The organism is Streptomyces sp. NPDC043867 (genome assembly GCF_056435845.1).
The window spans coordinates 22,555-37,510 of the sequence record NZ_JBWKDS010000045.1 but is presented as its reverse complement, the minus strand read 5'-3'; the positions used below and the strand labels follow the sequence as shown (position 1 = coordinate 37,510).

15 protein-coding genes are annotated in these 14,956 nt (G+C 73.7%); 6 read left to right on the top strand and 9 right to left on the bottom strand.

Features of this window, described 5'->3' with window-relative positions:
• Nucleotides 1-245: 245 nt before the first annotated feature.
• Nucleotides 246-1,013 carry an SDR family NAD(P)-dependent oxidoreductase gene (locus AC069T_RS32405; protein WP_478786137.1) on the bottom strand — a complete coding sequence of 256 codons (768 nt, stop codon included), beginning with the start codon at nucleotides 1,011-1,013 and terminating at the stop codon, nucleotides 246-248.
• A 127-nt stretch (nucleotides 1,014-1,140) separates the two neighbouring features.
• Entirely contained in the window at nucleotides 1,141-1,479 is a 339-nt protein-coding gene (locus AC069T_RS32400; RefSeq protein ID WP_478786136.1) for a YnfA family protein, read from the bottom strand.
• 417 nt (nucleotides 1,480-1,896) lie between these two features.
• Between AC069T_RS32400 and AC069T_RS32395 the strand changes: the two genes are divergently transcribed.
• Nucleotides 1,897-2,382, top strand: coding sequence for a MarR family winged helix-turn-helix transcriptional regulator (locus AC069T_RS32395; RefSeq protein ID WP_478786159.1), 486 nt, complete (start codon nucleotides 1,897-1,899; stop codon nucleotides 2,380-2,382).
• 19 nt (nucleotides 2,383-2,401) lie between these two features.
• Here AC069T_RS32395 and AC069T_RS32390 read toward each other — a convergent pair whose 3' ends face one another.
• Both AC069T_RS32390 and AC069T_RS32385 read right to left on the bottom strand, forming a co-directional pair.
• Nucleotides 2,402-3,820, bottom strand: coding sequence for an MFS transporter (locus AC069T_RS32390; RefSeq protein WP_478786135.1), 1,419 nt, complete (start codon nucleotides 3,818-3,820; stop codon nucleotides 2,402-2,404).
• 56 nt (nucleotides 3,821-3,876) lie between these two features.
• On the bottom strand, nucleotides 3,877-4,692 hold the full coding sequence (locus tag AC069T_RS32385) for a DUF6597 domain-containing transcriptional factor (RefSeq protein WP_478786134.1): 816 nt from the start codon (nucleotides 4,690-4,692) through the stop codon (nucleotides 3,877-3,879).
• Between the two features lie 129 nt (nucleotides 4,693-4,821).
• Between AC069T_RS32385 and AC069T_RS32380 the strand changes: the two genes are divergently transcribed.
• Both AC069T_RS32380 and AC069T_RS32375 read left to right on the top strand, forming a co-directional pair.
• A complete protein-coding gene (locus AC069T_RS32380; RefSeq protein ID WP_478786133.1) occupies nucleotides 4,822-5,919 on the top strand; it encodes an LLM class flavin-dependent oxidoreductase in 1,098 nt (365 codons plus the stop codon).
• Nucleotides 5,916-6,587, top strand: a complete 672-nt coding sequence (locus tag AC069T_RS32375; protein ID WP_478786132.1) for a CE1759 family FMN reductase — start codon at nucleotides 5,916-5,918, stop codon at nucleotides 6,585-6,587. The genes AC069T_RS32380 and AC069T_RS32375 overlap by 4 nt, the downstream gene beginning before the upstream one ends.
• A 430-nt stretch (nucleotides 6,588-7,017) precedes the next feature.
• Here AC069T_RS32375 and AC069T_RS32370 read toward each other — a convergent pair whose 3' ends face one another.
• A complete protein-coding gene (locus AC069T_RS32370) occupies nucleotides 7,018-8,301 on the bottom strand; it encodes a glycosyltransferase family 4 protein (protein ID WP_478786131.1) in 1,284 nt (427 codons plus the stop codon).
• Between the two features lie 279 nt (nucleotides 8,302-8,580).
• On the opposite strand from AC069T_RS32370, the gene AC069T_RS32365 reads away from it, so the two are divergent.
• On the top strand, nucleotides 8,581-9,330 hold the full coding sequence (locus AC069T_RS32365) for a response regulator transcription factor (RefSeq protein ID WP_478786130.1): 750 nt from the start codon (nucleotides 8,581-8,583) through the stop codon (nucleotides 9,328-9,330).
• Nucleotides 9,331-11,145, top strand: coding sequence for a sensor histidine kinase (locus AC069T_RS32360; RefSeq protein WP_478786129.1), 1,815 nt, complete (start codon nucleotides 9,331-9,333; stop codon nucleotides 11,143-11,145).
• 28 nt (nucleotides 11,146-11,173) lie between these two features.
• Here AC069T_RS32360 and AC069T_RS32355 read toward each other — a convergent pair whose 3' ends face one another.
• Nucleotides 11,174-11,512 carry a MerR family transcriptional regulator gene (locus AC069T_RS32355; RefSeq protein WP_478786128.1) on the bottom strand — a complete coding sequence of 113 codons (339 nt, stop codon included), beginning with the start codon at nucleotides 11,510-11,512 and terminating at the stop codon, nucleotides 11,174-11,176.
• Nucleotides 11,513-11,995: 483 nt separating this feature from the next.
• Between AC069T_RS32355 and AC069T_RS32350 the strand changes: the two genes are divergently transcribed.
• Nucleotides 11,996-12,370, top strand: a complete 375-nt coding sequence (locus tag AC069T_RS32350; protein ID WP_358851015.1) for a hypothetical protein — start codon at nucleotides 11,996-11,998, stop codon at nucleotides 12,368-12,370.
• Nucleotides 12,371-12,441: 71 nt separating this feature from the next.
• Here the strand turns inward: AC069T_RS32350 and AC069T_RS32345 are convergent, their stop codons facing one another.
• The 3 genes from AC069T_RS32345 to AC069T_RS32335 all read right to left on the bottom strand — a co-directional run bounded on the left by AC069T_RS32345 (nucleotide 12,442) and on the right by AC069T_RS32335 (nucleotide 14,822).
• Entirely contained in the window at nucleotides 12,442-12,753 is a 312-nt protein-coding gene (locus AC069T_RS32345) for an SCO5918 family protein (protein ID WP_478786127.1), read from the bottom strand.
• Between the two features lie 7 nt (nucleotides 12,754-12,760).
• Nucleotides 12,761-13,060: a CBS domain-containing protein gene (locus AC069T_RS32340; RefSeq protein ID WP_478786126.1), complete on the bottom strand. Its 300-nt coding sequence runs from the start codon at nucleotides 13,058-13,060 to the stop codon at nucleotides 12,761-12,763.
• Nucleotides 13,061-13,235: 175 nt separating this feature from the next.
• Entirely contained in the window at nucleotides 13,236-14,822 is a 1,587-nt protein-coding gene (locus AC069T_RS32335) for a DEAD/DEAH box helicase (protein ID WP_478786125.1), read from the bottom strand.
• Nucleotides 14,823-14,956: the final 134 nt, after the last annotated feature.

The following is a 14,956-nucleotide window of genomic DNA, read 5'->3' as shown; positions in this document are numbered from 1 at the left end:
GGGGGGAGAAGGGGAGTGGGGGCGTCCTCCGAGCGCGCGGCCGCCCCCCCCCCCCCCCCCCCCCCCCCCCCCCCCCCCCCCCCCCCCCCCCCCCCCCCCCCCGGCAGCTCACTGAGCGGAACGCCACCCCTCGCGTCCATGCTGCGACTGCGACTGCGACGGACCTGCGACGGTTTCCGCGACTGCGACTGCGACTGCGACTGCGGCTGCGACGGTCACTGCGGCGTCGGTGTCCGAGCCGGGCGTCAGGCGTCCCGGTGGATCTTCGTGTTCGAGGCCTGGGCGCGGGGGCGGACGACCAGCAGGTCGATGTTGACATGGCTGGGGCGGGTGACCGCCCAGGTGATGGTGTCCGCCACGTCGTTCGCCGTCAGCGGCTCCGCGACGCCCGCGTACACCTTCGCCGCCCGCTCCGCGTCCCCGCCGAAACGCGTCAGCGCGAACTCGTCCGTCTTCACCATGCCCGGCGCCACCTCGATGACCCGGACCGGCGTGCCGACGATCTCCAGGCGGAGGGTCTCGGCGAGCACGTGCTCGGCGTGCTTCGCGGCGACGTAGCCGCCACCGCCCTCGTACGTGCTGTGGCCGGCCGTCGAGGAGAGCACCACGACCGTGCCGTCGCCGCTCGCCGTGAGCGCCGGCAGCAGGGCCTGCGTGACGTTCAGGGTGCCGATCACGTTCGTCTCGTACATCCGGCGCCAGTCCGCGGGGTCACCGGTGGCGACCGGGTCCGCGCCGAGCGCGCCGCCCGCGTTGTTGACCAGGACGCCGATCGTCCGGAACGCGCTCGCGAACTCGTCGACCGCCGCGCGGTCCGTGATGTCCAGCGCGTACGCCGTCGCCTGGTGGCCCGCCGCGGTGAGCTCCTCCGCCAGCGCCTCGATACGGTCCTTGCGGCGTGCCGTCAGCACGACGCGGTAGCCCGCCGAGGCGAGTTGACGTGCCGTGGCGGCACCGATGCCGCTGCTCGCGCCGGTGATGACGGCGATACGTGACGCGGCGGCGGGGGTCATACGGCTGCTCCTCGGTGCGGTGTGCGGTCTGCGGGGTGCTGTTCGGTGTGCGGCCAGGATAGGCGGGCGGTGAGGGGGGCCGGCCGGGGCCCGGGCCCCCACCCTTCCCGGGGTCGCGTGGGGGGTGTCAACTGCCGCCACGGGGGGCGTACATGATGATCGCCATGCCGATGAGGCAGACCAGGGCGCCGGAAATGTCCCAGCGGTCGGGGCGGTAGCCGTCCGCGGCCATGCCCCAGGCGAGCGAGCCGGCGACGAAGACTCCGCCGTACGCGGCGAGGATGCGGCCGAACTCGGCGTCCGGCTGGAGTGTGGCGACGAAGCCGTAGGCGCCGAGCGCGAGCACGCCGGCGCCGATCCACAGGGCGCCGCGGTGCTCGCGTACGCCCTGCCAGACCAGCCAGGCGCCGCCGATTTCGAAGAGGGCGGCGAGGAGGAAGAGGACGCCTGAACGGAGCACGGACATGCGGTCACTCTGGCATGCGGTGGGCTCGTCCGACGGGCGCGTCGGCTGGTGGGCTCGCCCGGCGGGCGCCTTGGCTCCGGTGGGTGGGTCGGGGCCGCGCCGGTACATCCGCCCGTTGCATGTCGGGCGTGCACGCTGGTCACAGGGGTGTCCCGGGGTTGTCTGCCCGACCTGCAACGGGCATCTGATGTACCGGCACGGCCCCTTCCGTGCGAGGGCGGGTGCGGGTCGTTTCGCCTTGGCTGCGGACGGGTGAGCTGTTCGGGGTGATGGGGCTTCGCTTGAGCGGGGCCGCGCCGGGTGCTCCAGGCGCAGGGGGAGTTGACCCGCCCGGCGGCGCTCCGGATCGCGCGGAGCCCGGGAAGGCGCCGGCCCTCGGCGGCGTAGCATGTGCGGTTCGTGCGGAAGGCGGGCGTGATGGGCGGGAACGGGCGGGAGCGGCTGACGGCGGAGCTGTCGGTCGAGTCGCGGCGCTACATGGCCTCGTACGCCCTGTTCAACCAGGCCGTCGCCGACCACCTGAAGCTGCACCCCACGGATCTCCAGTGCCTGAACCTGCTCAGCCTTGAGGAGGGTCCGGTCACGACGGGCCGGATCGCGGAGCTGACGGGGCTGACGACCGGCTCGGCGACGCGGCTCGTGGACCGGCTGGAGAGGGCGGGCTACGTCGTGCGGGAGAGGGACGCGGCCGACCGCAGGCGCGTCCTCGTGGCGACCGTGCCCGAGAAGCTCGCCGAGTTCGGCCGGATGTGGGACCGGCTGGGCGCCGGCTGGTACACCCTCTTCGAGGGACTGGACGACGCCGAACTCGCCCTGATCATCGGTCACATGCGCCGGACCGTCGAGTTCACCGGGAAGCAGATCGCCCGGCTCAGGAGCGGCGCGCTCGACACCCCCCGGTGACCTGGATCTCCGACTCGGCTCACTGGTGCCTGTCCGGTGCCCTGCGCGGCAGGAGCCGTACGAGGGGACAGCAGACGAGCGTGCCCGCGGCGACCACGGCGAGGGCCACCGTGGTGGCGTGCGCCTCCCCGCCGCCCGCGGTGAAGTAGACGGAGGTCACCGCCGCCGCCCCGGCCGCGTTGGCGAGCTGCTGTGCCGCGCCGAGCGAACCGCCCGCGCTGCCCGCCTCGTCGGGGGCGATGTCGCCGAGCGCGACGTCGTAGACCGTGCCGAAGCAGGTGCCCATGCCGGTTCCCACGACGAGCAGCGGCGGGACGAGCGCCCAGCCGGCGGTGTCCGTGCCGGCGGCGGCGACGAGGGCGAGCAGCCAGGATGTGCCGGCCAGGGTGATCAGCAGGCCGGCGAGGACGAGCCGGCGGCCCAACCTGCCGATCAGGCGGTAGCAGGCGATCGACGCGACGACGATGCCCGCGGACAGGGGCAGCAGGCCGAGCGCGGCGCCCGTGGGGGAGCGGCCGAGTCCCTGTTGCAGGAAGAGGGAGACGACGTAGAGGAGCCCGGCGACGGCCGCGAAGAAGACGGCGCCGACGAAGAGGCCCGACGTGAAGCCGCGGTTGTGCAGCAGTGAGGGCTGGATCAGCGGGTTCGCGGCGGTGCGCTGGCGGTGGCAGAACGCGGTGGAAAGAGCGAGTCCGGCGACGAGGAGCAGGGCCGGGGTCGCGGTCCAGCCGTCGGCCGAGCCCTTGATGAGGCCGGCCAGGAGGCCGAGCATCGCGCCGGCGAGCAGGGCGGACCCCGGGCCGTCGACGGAGACCGTGCGGTCGCCGGTGTCGCGGGGCAGGAGCCGGATGGCGGCGAGGAGTGCGGCCCCGCCGAGCAGCAGGTTGATGAGGAACATCGGCCGCCAGCCCAGTCCGCCGATGTCGGCGTCGACCAGGAACCCGGCGAGGACCGGGCCGCCGACCGCGGAGAGTCCCATGACCGGGCCGAAGAGGCTGAAGGCCTTGCCGATCTGGTCGCGGGGCCAGGCGGCGCCGAGGATTCCGAAGCCCTGCGGGATGACGAGCGCGCCGAAGGCGCCCTGGGCGAGCCGGGCGACGACGAGCGTCTCGGGGTTCACGGCCAGGCCGCAGGCGATGGAGGCGGCGGTGAACCCGGCGAGTCCGGCGAGGAAGAGGCGGCGCCGCCCGTACTTGTCGCCGAGCCGGCCGCCCACGACGAGCAGGACGCCCAGCGCGAGGGCGTAGGAGGCGCCCAGCCACTGGATGAGGGCGGGACCGCCGCCGAGGTCCCGGGCGATGGTCGGGGCGGCGATGTTGGTGATCGTGGCGTCGAGGAGGTCCAGGACGTCGGCCGCGAGGACGACGGTGAGGATCGCCCAGCGGGTCCTGGCGGGCGGATGGTCCGGTTTAGCTGTGTCAGGAAGAATCTGCGTCACGCAGATAAATGTGCGGCATGCGGGAGGGGCGCGTCAACCGGATTGCCGAAGTGCGGCTACGTCCGCCGGCCGCCGACCGCGTACGCCGTCGGCGGCACTCCGACCGTCGCCGTGAAGTCCCTGATCAGGTGGGCCTGGTCGGCATAGCCGAGCTCGGCCGCGAGCGCCGCCCAGTCCACGTCGCGGGAGGTCTCCGCGTGCTCCAGGGCCTCGTGGATGCGGTACCGGAGGATGATCCACTTGGGGCCGACGCCGACCTGCGCGGCGAACAGGCGCTGCACGGCGCGGACCGACATGCCCTCCGCGCGGGCGAAGTCCGCGACGCGGCGGACGGTGCGGTCGTGCCGGACGCGGTCGACCAGGGCCGCCGCGAGCTCGGCCTGGGGGTCCGGCCGCGGACCGAGTCCCAGCAGGAACGCGTCGAGTGCGGCCACCCGGGCCCGCTCGTCGTCCGGCGCCAGTACGGCCTCGGCGGCACCCTCCGCCGGGCCGAACACCGCGTCCAGCGCGAGCCGCCGGCCGGTCAGCGAGGCCAGGGGCAGGTCCGGCGCGAAGGGACGGAAACCGCCGGGCCGGAACTGGATCCCGCACACCCGTCCGCGCCCCTCCAGCTTCTGCGTGAAGAGTCCGAGCCCGATGCCGGAGACCTCGCCGAAGGGCTCCTGGCCCGCGTGCCGCTGGAAGACGACGTTCACCGAGGGGTGCGGCACGACGTGCGAGGCGTACGGCTCGGGGAGGTCCCAGTCGATCAGCCAGTAGTGCTCCAGGTAGGGGCGCAGCGGCTCGGCGGGCTCGTGGCGGCGGAAGCGTACGCGCGAGAACAACTCCGCCGCGTCGACGATGCCGCGCGTGTCACGGCGTGGGGCGGCCATGGCGCGATCGTAGGCCGGGGGTACGACAGTGGCCTGGGGCCCGCGGTGCCGGGGCGAGGAATACGTACGGAGGGCGCACCGTTTGCAGGTATAGTTGAATCATAAACAACCTGTGGAGGGTGAGCGACCATGCAGTTCGGGATCTTCAGCGTCGGCGACGTGACACCGGACCCGACGACCGGCCGTACGCCGACCGAGCACGAGCGCATCAAGGCCATGGTCGCCATCGCGCAGAAGGCCGAGGAGGTCGGCCTCGACGTCTTCGCGACCGGCGAGCACCACAACCCGCCCTTCGTGCCCTCGTCGCCCACCACGATGCTCGGCTACCTCGCCGCGCGCACCGAGAAGCTGGTCCTGTCCACCTCCACCACGCTGATCACCACCAACGACCCGGTGAAGATCGCCGAGGACTTCGCGATGCTCCAGCACCTCGCGGACGGCCGGATGGACCTCATGATGGGCCGCGGCAACACCGGCCCGGTCTACCCCTGGTTCGGCAAGGACATCCGTGAGGGCATCAACCTCGCCGTGGAGAACTACGCCCTGCTGCACCGCCTGTGGCGCGAGGACGTGGTGACCTGGGAGGGAAAGTTCCGCACGCCGCTCCAGTCGTTCACGGCGACGCCGCGCCCGCTGGACGGCGTACCGCCGTTCGTCTGGCACGGGTCGATCCGCTCGCCCGAGATCGCCGAGCAGGCCGCGTACTACGGCGACGGCTTCTTCCACAACAACATCTTCTGGCCGGCCGACCACACCAAGCGGATGGTCGAGCTCTACCGGGAGCGGTACGCCCACTACGGGCACGGCACGCCGGAACAGGCGATCGTCGGGCTCGGCGGGCAGGTGTTCATGCGGCACAACTCGCAGGACGCGGTACGGGAGTTCCGCCCGTACTTCGACAACGCGCCGGTGTACGGGCACGGTCCGTCGCTGGAGGACTTCACCGACCAGACACCGCTGACCGTCGGCTCGCCGCAGCAGGTGATCGAGAAGACGCTCGCCTTCCGCGAGTACGCCGGCGACTACCAGCGTCAGCTGTTCCTGATGGACCACGCGGGGCTGCCGCTGAAGACCGTGCTGGAACAGCTCGACCTGCTCGGCGAGGAAGTCGTCCCCGTGCTGCGCGAGGAGTTCGCCAGAAGGCGCCCGGCCGGGGTGCCGGACGCCCCGACGCACGCGGCGCGGCTCGCCGCGATGCGTACCCAGGAGGAGGTGCCGAGCGCATGAAGCTCGTCGTCGTCTCGGCGGGACTGAGCGTCCCGTCGTCCACGCGGCTGCTGGCCGACCGGCTGGCCGCCGCGACCGCGGGACGGACCCCGGCGGTCGTCGAGGTCGTCGAACTGCGCGACCTGGCCGTGGAGATAGCCCACAACCTCACCAACGGATTCCCCGGGCGGGCACTCGGCGCCGCCTTCGAGGCGGTGAGCGCGGCGGACGGCCTGATCGTCGTCACGCCCGTCTTCTCGGCCTCCTGCAGTGGACTGTTCAAGTCCTTCTTCGACGTGCTGAGCGCCGGCGACCGGGAGGCGCTCGCCGGAAAGCCGGTCCTCGTCGCGGCGACCGGCGGCACGGCCCGGCACTCGATGGTGCTCGACCACGCGCTGCGCCCGCTCTTCGCGTACCTGCGGGCCGTGGTCGTGCCCACCGGGGTGTACGCGGCCTCGGAGGACTGGGGTGCCGAGGGACTGTCCGAACGGATCGAGCGGGCGGCGGGCGAGCTGGCGACGCTCATGGGCGCGGTCGGTGGCCGGGCGGGCGCCGGGCCCGTGTCCGGCGGACCTGCCCACCACGGGCCGGTGGCCGGCCGGTCCGGGGACGCCGGGCCGGTCAGGGTGACGGGGGCCACGACGGTGATCCCCTTCGAGGAGCGGCTCGCCGCCCTGCGCACGAGGTGACGGCACCCGGCCGGTCACGGGGTCTCCGTGACCGGCCGGGGCAGGCACCGGCAGGCCTACCGGCCCGGGATGGCGAGGGTGAGGCGGTGCCCCTGCCGCGGGCGGGGCGGGTGGCCTCGTCCGCGACCGGTGCCGTCGTGTTCCGCGCGCTGCCGGTCGGGGGACCGGCCCACCGGAGAGGGCGAGGGAACGCCGCCTCCGGCCCGCCCGGCGGTTCCGTCGTTCGGGGATGGCGGCGCGCTTTCGCTGTAGGGGATGGCGGCCTGTCGGGGCCCGCGGTTCCGTCGTACGGGCCGCCGTTTCTGTTACCGGGCTCGGCGTCCTCCCTCACGGCCGCCGACGCCCTCCCGTACGGGGCTCACCGTCCCGCCGTACAGACCCGACGTCCTCTCGTACGGGCTCACCGTCCCGCCGTATGGAACCCGCCCTCCTACCGGAGCACCCGGCGTCCGCCTGTACGTAGTCGCCGTCCTCCCGTACGGAGCCGGCGGCCCGCCGTACGGATCCGCCGTGCCGCCGGGCGGGCCCGCCCCCGGGCCCAGCACGTGATGCGGGCGCCGGCGCGGGTCCAGCCGCGTCGGTGTCGGTCGGCGTGCAGTTCGGCGAAGAGGAGTTCGTAGCGGGCGACGATCCCCGCCGCGTCGTACCGGCGGGCGCTGCACAGCGCCGCCCGCCCCATCGCGCGGCGCCGCGGCCCGTCCCCGACGAGGTCGAGCATCGCCTCGGCGAGGGAGCGGACGTCGCCGACGGGGACGAGCAGACCGTCGACGCCGTCCGTGACGATCTCGGCCGGCCCCAGCGGACAGTCCGTGCTGATCACCGGCACCCCGCACCGCATCGCCTCGGCCAGTGTCATCCCGAACGACTCCGCGTCCGAGGCGCTCACCACCAGCGACGCCCGCGCGAACTCCGCCTCGATGGGCGCGACGGGCCCCATCAGCCGGGCCCGCCCGGTCAGACCGAGCCGGTCCACCAGCGCGCACAGGTTCTCCCTCTCCGCCCCGCCGCCGTAGATCCGCAGTTCCCACTCCGGCTCCTTCGCGGCGACCGTCGAGAAAGCCTCCAGAAGCAGGTCGAACCGCTTGCCCGCGACGAGCCGCCCGGCCGCCGCGATCACCCGCGCCGAACCGTCCGAGGGTGCCACCCCCGCGTCCGGCACGATGTTCGGCACCGGCTCCACCCGCACCCCGGGCAGCGCCATCCGCGCCCGGTACACCTCCGCGTCCGCCGCGGTCACCGTCACCAGCGCGTCCAGCCGGCGGTAGTGCCGGGCGAGCACGCCCCGCAGCCGCGCGCCGTGGGCGTCGTGGCGCAGGTGCTCCTGGCCGACGCGCAGGGCACCGCGCGGGGCGAACCGGCAGACATAGACGTTGAGACCCGGGCGGGTGCCTATCACCACGTCCGCGTCGGAGCGCGCCAGCCGGGCGCGGACGCGGAGGTCGTGCAGACGCGTGTACTGCGGCTGGCGCCTGTCCTCCGCCGGAAAGTCCTCGGCGGGCCGCGCGTACGCAGGGTCCCGGCGGTCCGTACTCCCGTCGCGGGTGTCCACCAGCGGCACGAGCGTGATCCGCGGGTCGACGCCGAAGCGCGGTGCGTCCCGGTGGCGGAACATGGAGACGATCTCCACGTCGTGCCGGCCGGCCAGCGCCGAGGCGAGGTTCAGCGTCGTGCGGACGGTGCCTCCGATGGCGTACGCGTTGTGCAGCAGAAACACGATCCTGAGCCGTCCGGCGCGGCCCGCACCCGCCGCCCGCCCAGTGCTCCCCGGGAACCCCAGGGGCCCCCGGCCCCGCGTACGCTCGTGACCCGTCGTGCCGTTCATGCGCTGCCTTCCCGGGCGCGGCACCGCCATGGCCGCACGACCCTCGCTCAGGAGTCACCGTGGTCCGGCGAGGTAAGCCCCCGGCCGGGCCGGGGTGAGAGGCCGGTAAGAAGAGCGCCCGCGGCCGTCGCAGCGGGTGGTGGGGGGCCGCGGCCTTGGCAGACTGGTCGGGTGCCCCACACCCTGCTGCTCGCCGAGGACGACCGCGCCATCCGCCACGCCCTGGAGCGTGCGCTGACGCTGGAGGGCTACCGGGTGACGGCCGTCGCCGACGGAGTGGCGGCGCTGGCGCAGGCCCACCGCGATCCGCCGGACGTGCTGGTCCTGGACGTGATGATGCCCGGCATCGACGGTCTCCAGGTGTGCCGCGTGCTGCGCGCGGAGGGCGACCGCACGCCGGTCCTCATGCTCACCGCGCTCGTGGGGACGGCCGACCGCATCGCGGGCCTGGACGCCGGCGCCGACGACTACGTGGTCAAGCCGTTCGACGTCGAGGAGGTCTTCGCCCGGCTCCGCGCGCTGCTGCGCCGCACCGGAAGCGGGACCGCCCCGGTGCCCGGCGCCGACGCGGGGACCGGTGCCGCCGGCGACGTACCGGCGTCGTCGGCGAAACAGCCGTATGGGCAGGTCGCCGCGGCCGGGCTGCGCATCGACGTGCAGGCGCGCCGCGCCTGGCGCGGGGAACGTGAGCTGGAGCTGACCCGGACCGAGTTCGAGCTCCTGGAGCTGCTCGTCCGCAACGCGGGCATCGTCCTCGACCACGCCACGATCTACGACCGTATCTGGGGCTACGACTTCGGCCCCGGTTCCAAGAACCTCGCCGTGTACGTGGGATATCTGCGGCGCAAGCTCGACGAGCCGGGGGCGCCGGCACCGATCCACACGGTCCGGGGCGTGGGGTACGTCCTGAGGGAGGACTGAGTGGCCCGCGCCACCGCGCGTGACCCGCGTCCGCGGCGACCTGCCGCGCGCGGCCCGCGTGCGCGGCGGCCCCTGCGGTCCCGGTTGCGGCCGCTGTCCTCGCTGCGGGCGACCTTCACCGTGTCCTTCGCGGCCGTGGCCGCCGCCGTCACCGTCCTCGTCGGCTTCCTCGGCTACGACGCCGCGGCCCGGCTGGTCCGGGTCGACGAGCGGACCGTGTCCGCCCAGGTTGTGCGCAACCTGCGGGAACAGGTGCGCCACAGCGAGCTGACCGCGGCGGACTTCGCCACCTCCGACCCCGATCACGACGGCCCGCGCGACGCCGTCATCCGCTCCAGCCGTACGGACGTACAGGTGCTGGGCCCCGGCGGTGCGGTGGTCGACCGGGGGAGCCCGCCGCTGCCCGTCGGTCCCGGCGACCGGCGCACCGCCGACGCCGCCGCCGCGGGCAGCCTGCTGGAGCACCGGGAGGTCGAGGTCGCCGGCGACCGCTACCGGCTGGCCACCGTCGCGCTGGGCGGCGGCCGGGGAGCGGTGCAGGTCGCGCAGGAGTTCAGCGACACGGAGGACCTGCTGCGCGAGTTCCAGCAGCGGACCGTGCTGCTGGTCTCGGCGGTGGTGGTCTCGGCCGGGTTGTTCGGCTGGTGGCTGGCCCGGCGTCTCACCCGGCGGCTGGTGCGGCTGGCCGGAGCCGCCGAGGACGTGGCGCGCACCGGGCGGCTCGGCATCCAGGTACCGGTCACCGGGTACGACGAGGTGGCCCGCCTCGGGCGTTCCTTCGACCGGATGCTCGGGCGGCTCGCCCGTTCCGAGGAGGACCAGCGCCGTCTGGTCCAGGACGCGGGCCACGAACTCCGTACGCCGCTGACCTCCCTGCGCACGAACATCTCCCTGCTCCGCCGCATCGACGAACTGCCGCCCGGGGCTCGCGAGGAGCTGGTCGCCGACCTGACCGTCGAGGCACGCGAACTGACCGATCTGGTCAACGAGCTGGTGGAGCTGGCGGCCGGCCAGTCCGACACGGAGCCGGTGCGCCCGCTGGATCTCGCCGAGCTCGCCGCGGACGTGGCGGCCCACGCCCGGCGGCGCACCGGCCGCGCCGTCACCGTATGCGTGAGCGGCGACACGAGGGCCCATGGCCGCCCCGCCGCGCTCCAGCGGGCGCTGTCGAACCTCGTCGAGAACGCGACGAAGTTCGACCCCGACGGCGAGGGGACGATCGAGATCGCGGTCCGCGGACGCCCGACGGAGTCCGGCGGGGCCGCGCGGGCCGCGGCCTCGGACGGAGGCACGGGGGGCGAGTACGCGGGCCGGGACTCCGGTGGCGACGCCGGGGGCGGGCACGTGGGCCTGGGCTCGGGAGAAGGGCACGTGGGCCTGGGCTCGGGGGGCGGGCGCGCGGCGCGGGTCTCGGGAAGCGGTTGGGGAGGCAGGCGCTCGGGCGGGGAGACCGGCGGTGACTCGGCGGGCGAGCAGGTGAGCCGGGGCTCAGCGGGCGGGCACGTGGGCCTGGGCTCGGCGGGCGGGCGCGCGGGCCGGGGTTCCGGGTCGGGTGGGGGGCGTGGCACGGTGCGGGTCGAGGTGCTGGACCGGGGGCCCGGGATCGCCGAGGGCGACGAGGCCCGTGTCTTCGACCGGTTCTACCGGGCGGCCGACGCCCGCAGTCGTCCGGGCTCCGGGCTCGGGCTCTCCATCGTGCGGGAGGTCGCCACGTCGCACGGCGGGACGGCCTTCGCCCTCCGCAGGGAGGGGGGCGGGGCGGTGATCGGGTTCACGGTGGACACCGGTGGCCCCGAGGACGACGGCCGCGACTGACTCCGCCCGCCGGCCGACGGCCCCGGAGTCAGTGTGCGGCCTTCGTCGAGCCGGCTGCGGAGCGGCGGTACTCGGCGTTGATGCGCTGGGCCTCCTCGAGCTGGTCCTCGAGGATGACGATGCGGCAGGCGGCCTCGATGGGCGTGCCCTGGTCGACCAGCTCGCGCGCCCGGGCGGCGACCCGCAGCTGGTAGCGCGAGTAGCGCCGGTGGCCGCCCTCCGAGCGGAGCGGCGTGATCAGGCGGGCCTCTCCGATGGCACGCAGGAATCCGGGCGTCGTACCGAGCATCTCGGCGGCCCGTCCCATGGTGTACGCGGGGTAGTCGTCGTCGTCCAGACGATTACCGAGCGGGTTATCTGCTGTCATCTCACCTCGTAGTACAACGCCTCGAGGGGCCCTGGTGCCGTACGGCACCAGGGCCCCGAAGGAAATTCAACACCATCTGTCGGCCCTATCGCGGTGCCGACCTTCTGTTACCGCCGTCCGGCCCGGGAGAGGGGCCGAGGAGCGGGGATCGTGGATGCGTGACCGGGGACCACCTTCCGTTCCGGGGTCTTGCGGTACCCGAGCCGAATCCTTCGCACGCCCGGGCGATCCTGATGGCGTCAGGTCCTCCGTCCGTTCACTGGATCTTGCATGTGCCAAAACCGGTACGACTACCAGGCAGTTCGTGTCTGCCGGGTCTTGCTCGACTGTGACTACGCAAGAAATCGTAGCCAGGCAGCCGGGCAATGTCTACTCCCGCCAGGGTAGATTTTGGCGAGCCCGCGGCCCCGGTTTTGTGGGGCGTGCACGTTTTCGCCGGTCCAGGGTGGGGCGCGGCCGGGCCGCTGCATAGAATCCGCACTCATGTCGAACCCTGACGAACTCCTCATCGGCATCGCCGCCCTGGTGGAGGCCGAGAAAAGCACGCAGATGTCCCTGACCGTGGTCTCCGGCGGCGCTGTCATCACCGGCCGGCTGGCCCCCGAGGCCGTATGGCGACAGCGGGTGGCGGAGGTTCTGGTGGACTCGGACCAGCTGGGCCCGTTCTCCGCCATCTTCACGGGGGGCGAGGAGCAGAGCCCCTCCGGCCCCGGGGAGAAGCCCACCCATCTGCACTTCCACGTCGCCCGCATCCTGCAGGGCACCATGGGGATCCCCGAGACGGGGGGGATGTACCGCGTCGCGATCCAGGACGTCACCGCCTGGACGGTCGGCGACTTCAGCTACTCCGACCACTGAGCCGCCCGAGCACAGCGATGAGGGCCCCGCCGGCACATGCCGGCGGGGCCCTCATCGCTGTGCTGTCCGGGTCACACGGCCGCGGGGGCACCCAGCAGTACCGACGCGTTCTGGAACGGGGAGAGGGCGCTCTCGGGCGCAACCTCGGGCAGGTAGGGACGGCACGTGAAGCCGAGCTGGGTCATGGCACGGGTGACCTCGGCGGCGGTGAAGTCGCGGCGGTCCTGCCGGGTGACGACCTGGCCCACCTGCTTGACGGGGTAGTGCCGGCGGCCGACGATCACGGACTCACCCGTGATCGGCTCGGGCTTGACGCCCTTCATCGATTCCAGCACGGAGGCCTTGGAGAGGTCGAACGGGAAACGGGCGATGATGCAGCGCATGAGGGCCTCACAGGGAGAGGGAGAAGGAGAACGGTCCGCCCGGGCGACGCCGGGCGGTCGGAGAGGCCGGGGTCGCTCCGCGGTCCCCGCGGTCTCCCTGGCATGCGGGGCCCGGGTGTCCCGGGCGGCTCGCGTGGTCTTCGCAGACGTCCCGCAGGCGGACCCGGTCCGTGTAACCGGGGCTCTCGCGGACGGTGGTGAGCTGGGCGCGGGTGACCCGGCCGGTGAGCTGGTCGTCCTCGTCGCAGATGAGCAGATGGCCGGTACGGGCACTCGCCATGACGGACAGGGCGACCTCGACGGTCATGTCGTCACGGACGTGCGGTGCGGACGCCTCCTGGGGGGCGGCCGTATGCCCGACGGCGCAATCCGTCGGTCGCGACTGTGTGTCAACCAGCGTCAAAGGTGTCTCCTGCGAAGAGGGGATGACGGACGACCGCGCCCGCCGGCGGACGAGCACGTCCGCCGGCACACGAGGAACCTCAGGCGGCCGCGTCGAAGGCGGCCGGCGGCCGCTGGGCCGACGACCGGCGCGGAGCCTGTGCGGCACGCGCGCCCTGGATGCGGCCGTCCTGGCCGGTACGGCTCCGGCGGCCACGGGGCGACGAGGACGTGCTGCGCCGGGAGCGCTCCGCGGGCGGGGCGGTGATGACGACGGGGATCCCGGACGGGGCCTGGGCACCGGTGATCCGGTTCAGCTCCTCCTCGCCGGACCGTACCTGCGCCGTGTGGGCGACGATGCCCGCGGCGGTCACGAGGCGGCTCATCTCGCGGCGCTGGTTGGGCGTCACCAGGGTGACCACACTGCCGGACTCGCCGGCACGGGCGGTACGGCCGCCGCGGTGCAGGTAGTCCTTGGGGTCGCTCGGCGGGTCCACGTTCACCACGAGGTCGAGGTCGTCGACGTGGATGCCGCGTGCCGCGACGTTGGTGGCCACCAGCACCGTCACGTGCCCGGTCTTGAACTGGGCCAGGGTGCGGGTGCGCTGGGGCTGGGACTTGCCGCCGTGCAGGGCCGCGGCGCGGACGCCGTTCTCCAGCAGGTGCCCGGTCAGCCGGTCCACCGCGTGCTTGGTGTCCAGGAACATGATCACGCGGCCGTCGCGGGCCGCGATCTCGGTGGTCGTGCGCTGCTTGTCGGCACCCTGCACGTGGAGGACGTAGTGCTCCATGGTGGTCACCGCGCCCGCCGACGGGTCGACGGAGTGGACCACCGGGTCGGACAGGTACTGGCGGACCAGCAGGTCGACGTTGCGGTCCAGGGTCGCCGAGAACAGCATCCGCTGCCCGTCGGGACGCACCTGGTCCAGGATGCCGGTGACCTGCGGCATGAAGCCCATGTCCGTCATCTGGTCGGCCTCGTCGAGGACGGTGACGGCGACCTGGTCCAGGCTGCAGTGGCCGCGGTCGACCATGTCCTTCAGGCGCCCGGGGGTGGCGACGACGATCTCCGCGCCGGAGCGCAGCGCGCCGGCCTGGCGGCCGATCGACATGCCGCCGACGATCGTGGTCAGCCGCAGCCGCACGGAACGGGCGTACGGGGTGAGCGCGTCCGTCACCTGCTGGGCCAGCTCACGGGTGGGCACGAGGACCAGGGCCAGCGGCTGGCGGGGTTCGGCGCGCCGGCCGGCGGTGCGGGCCAGCATGGCGAGGCCGAAGGCGAGCGTCTTGCCGGAGCCGGTGCGGCCACGGCCGAGCACGTCACGGCCGGCGAGGGAGTTCGGCAGGGTCGCCCCCTGGATGGGGAACGGGGTGGTCATGCCCTCCGCGGTCAGCGCGGCCAGCAGCGGCGCCGGCATGTCGAGGTCGGCGAACGCCTCGACGGCGGGAAGTGCGGGGGTGACGGTCACCGGCAGTGCGAACTCGCCCTGCGGGGCGGACCGGCGTCCGTAGCCGCCGGAACGGCTCGGGGCGCTCGAGCGGCTCGGGCCACCGGAGCGGCCGGACGGGCTGGAGCCGCTGCGGCCGGCGTAGGACGTACCGAAGCGCGCGCCGCCCCTGCTCGCGGCGGCGGCACCGGCGCGATTGCGGGCGGTGGTGGAGCGGGTGTTCGTACGAGTGCGGTTCAAGGGGACCTTCCATGACGCGGCACGCATCAAGGAATTCCCGGCATGAAAAGCAGCACGGAGAATCGCAGGGACGCGCCCAGTGAAAAACGGAGGCGAATCCAGCCGCGGAGAGAAACCCGGGGCCTGCGCCTTTT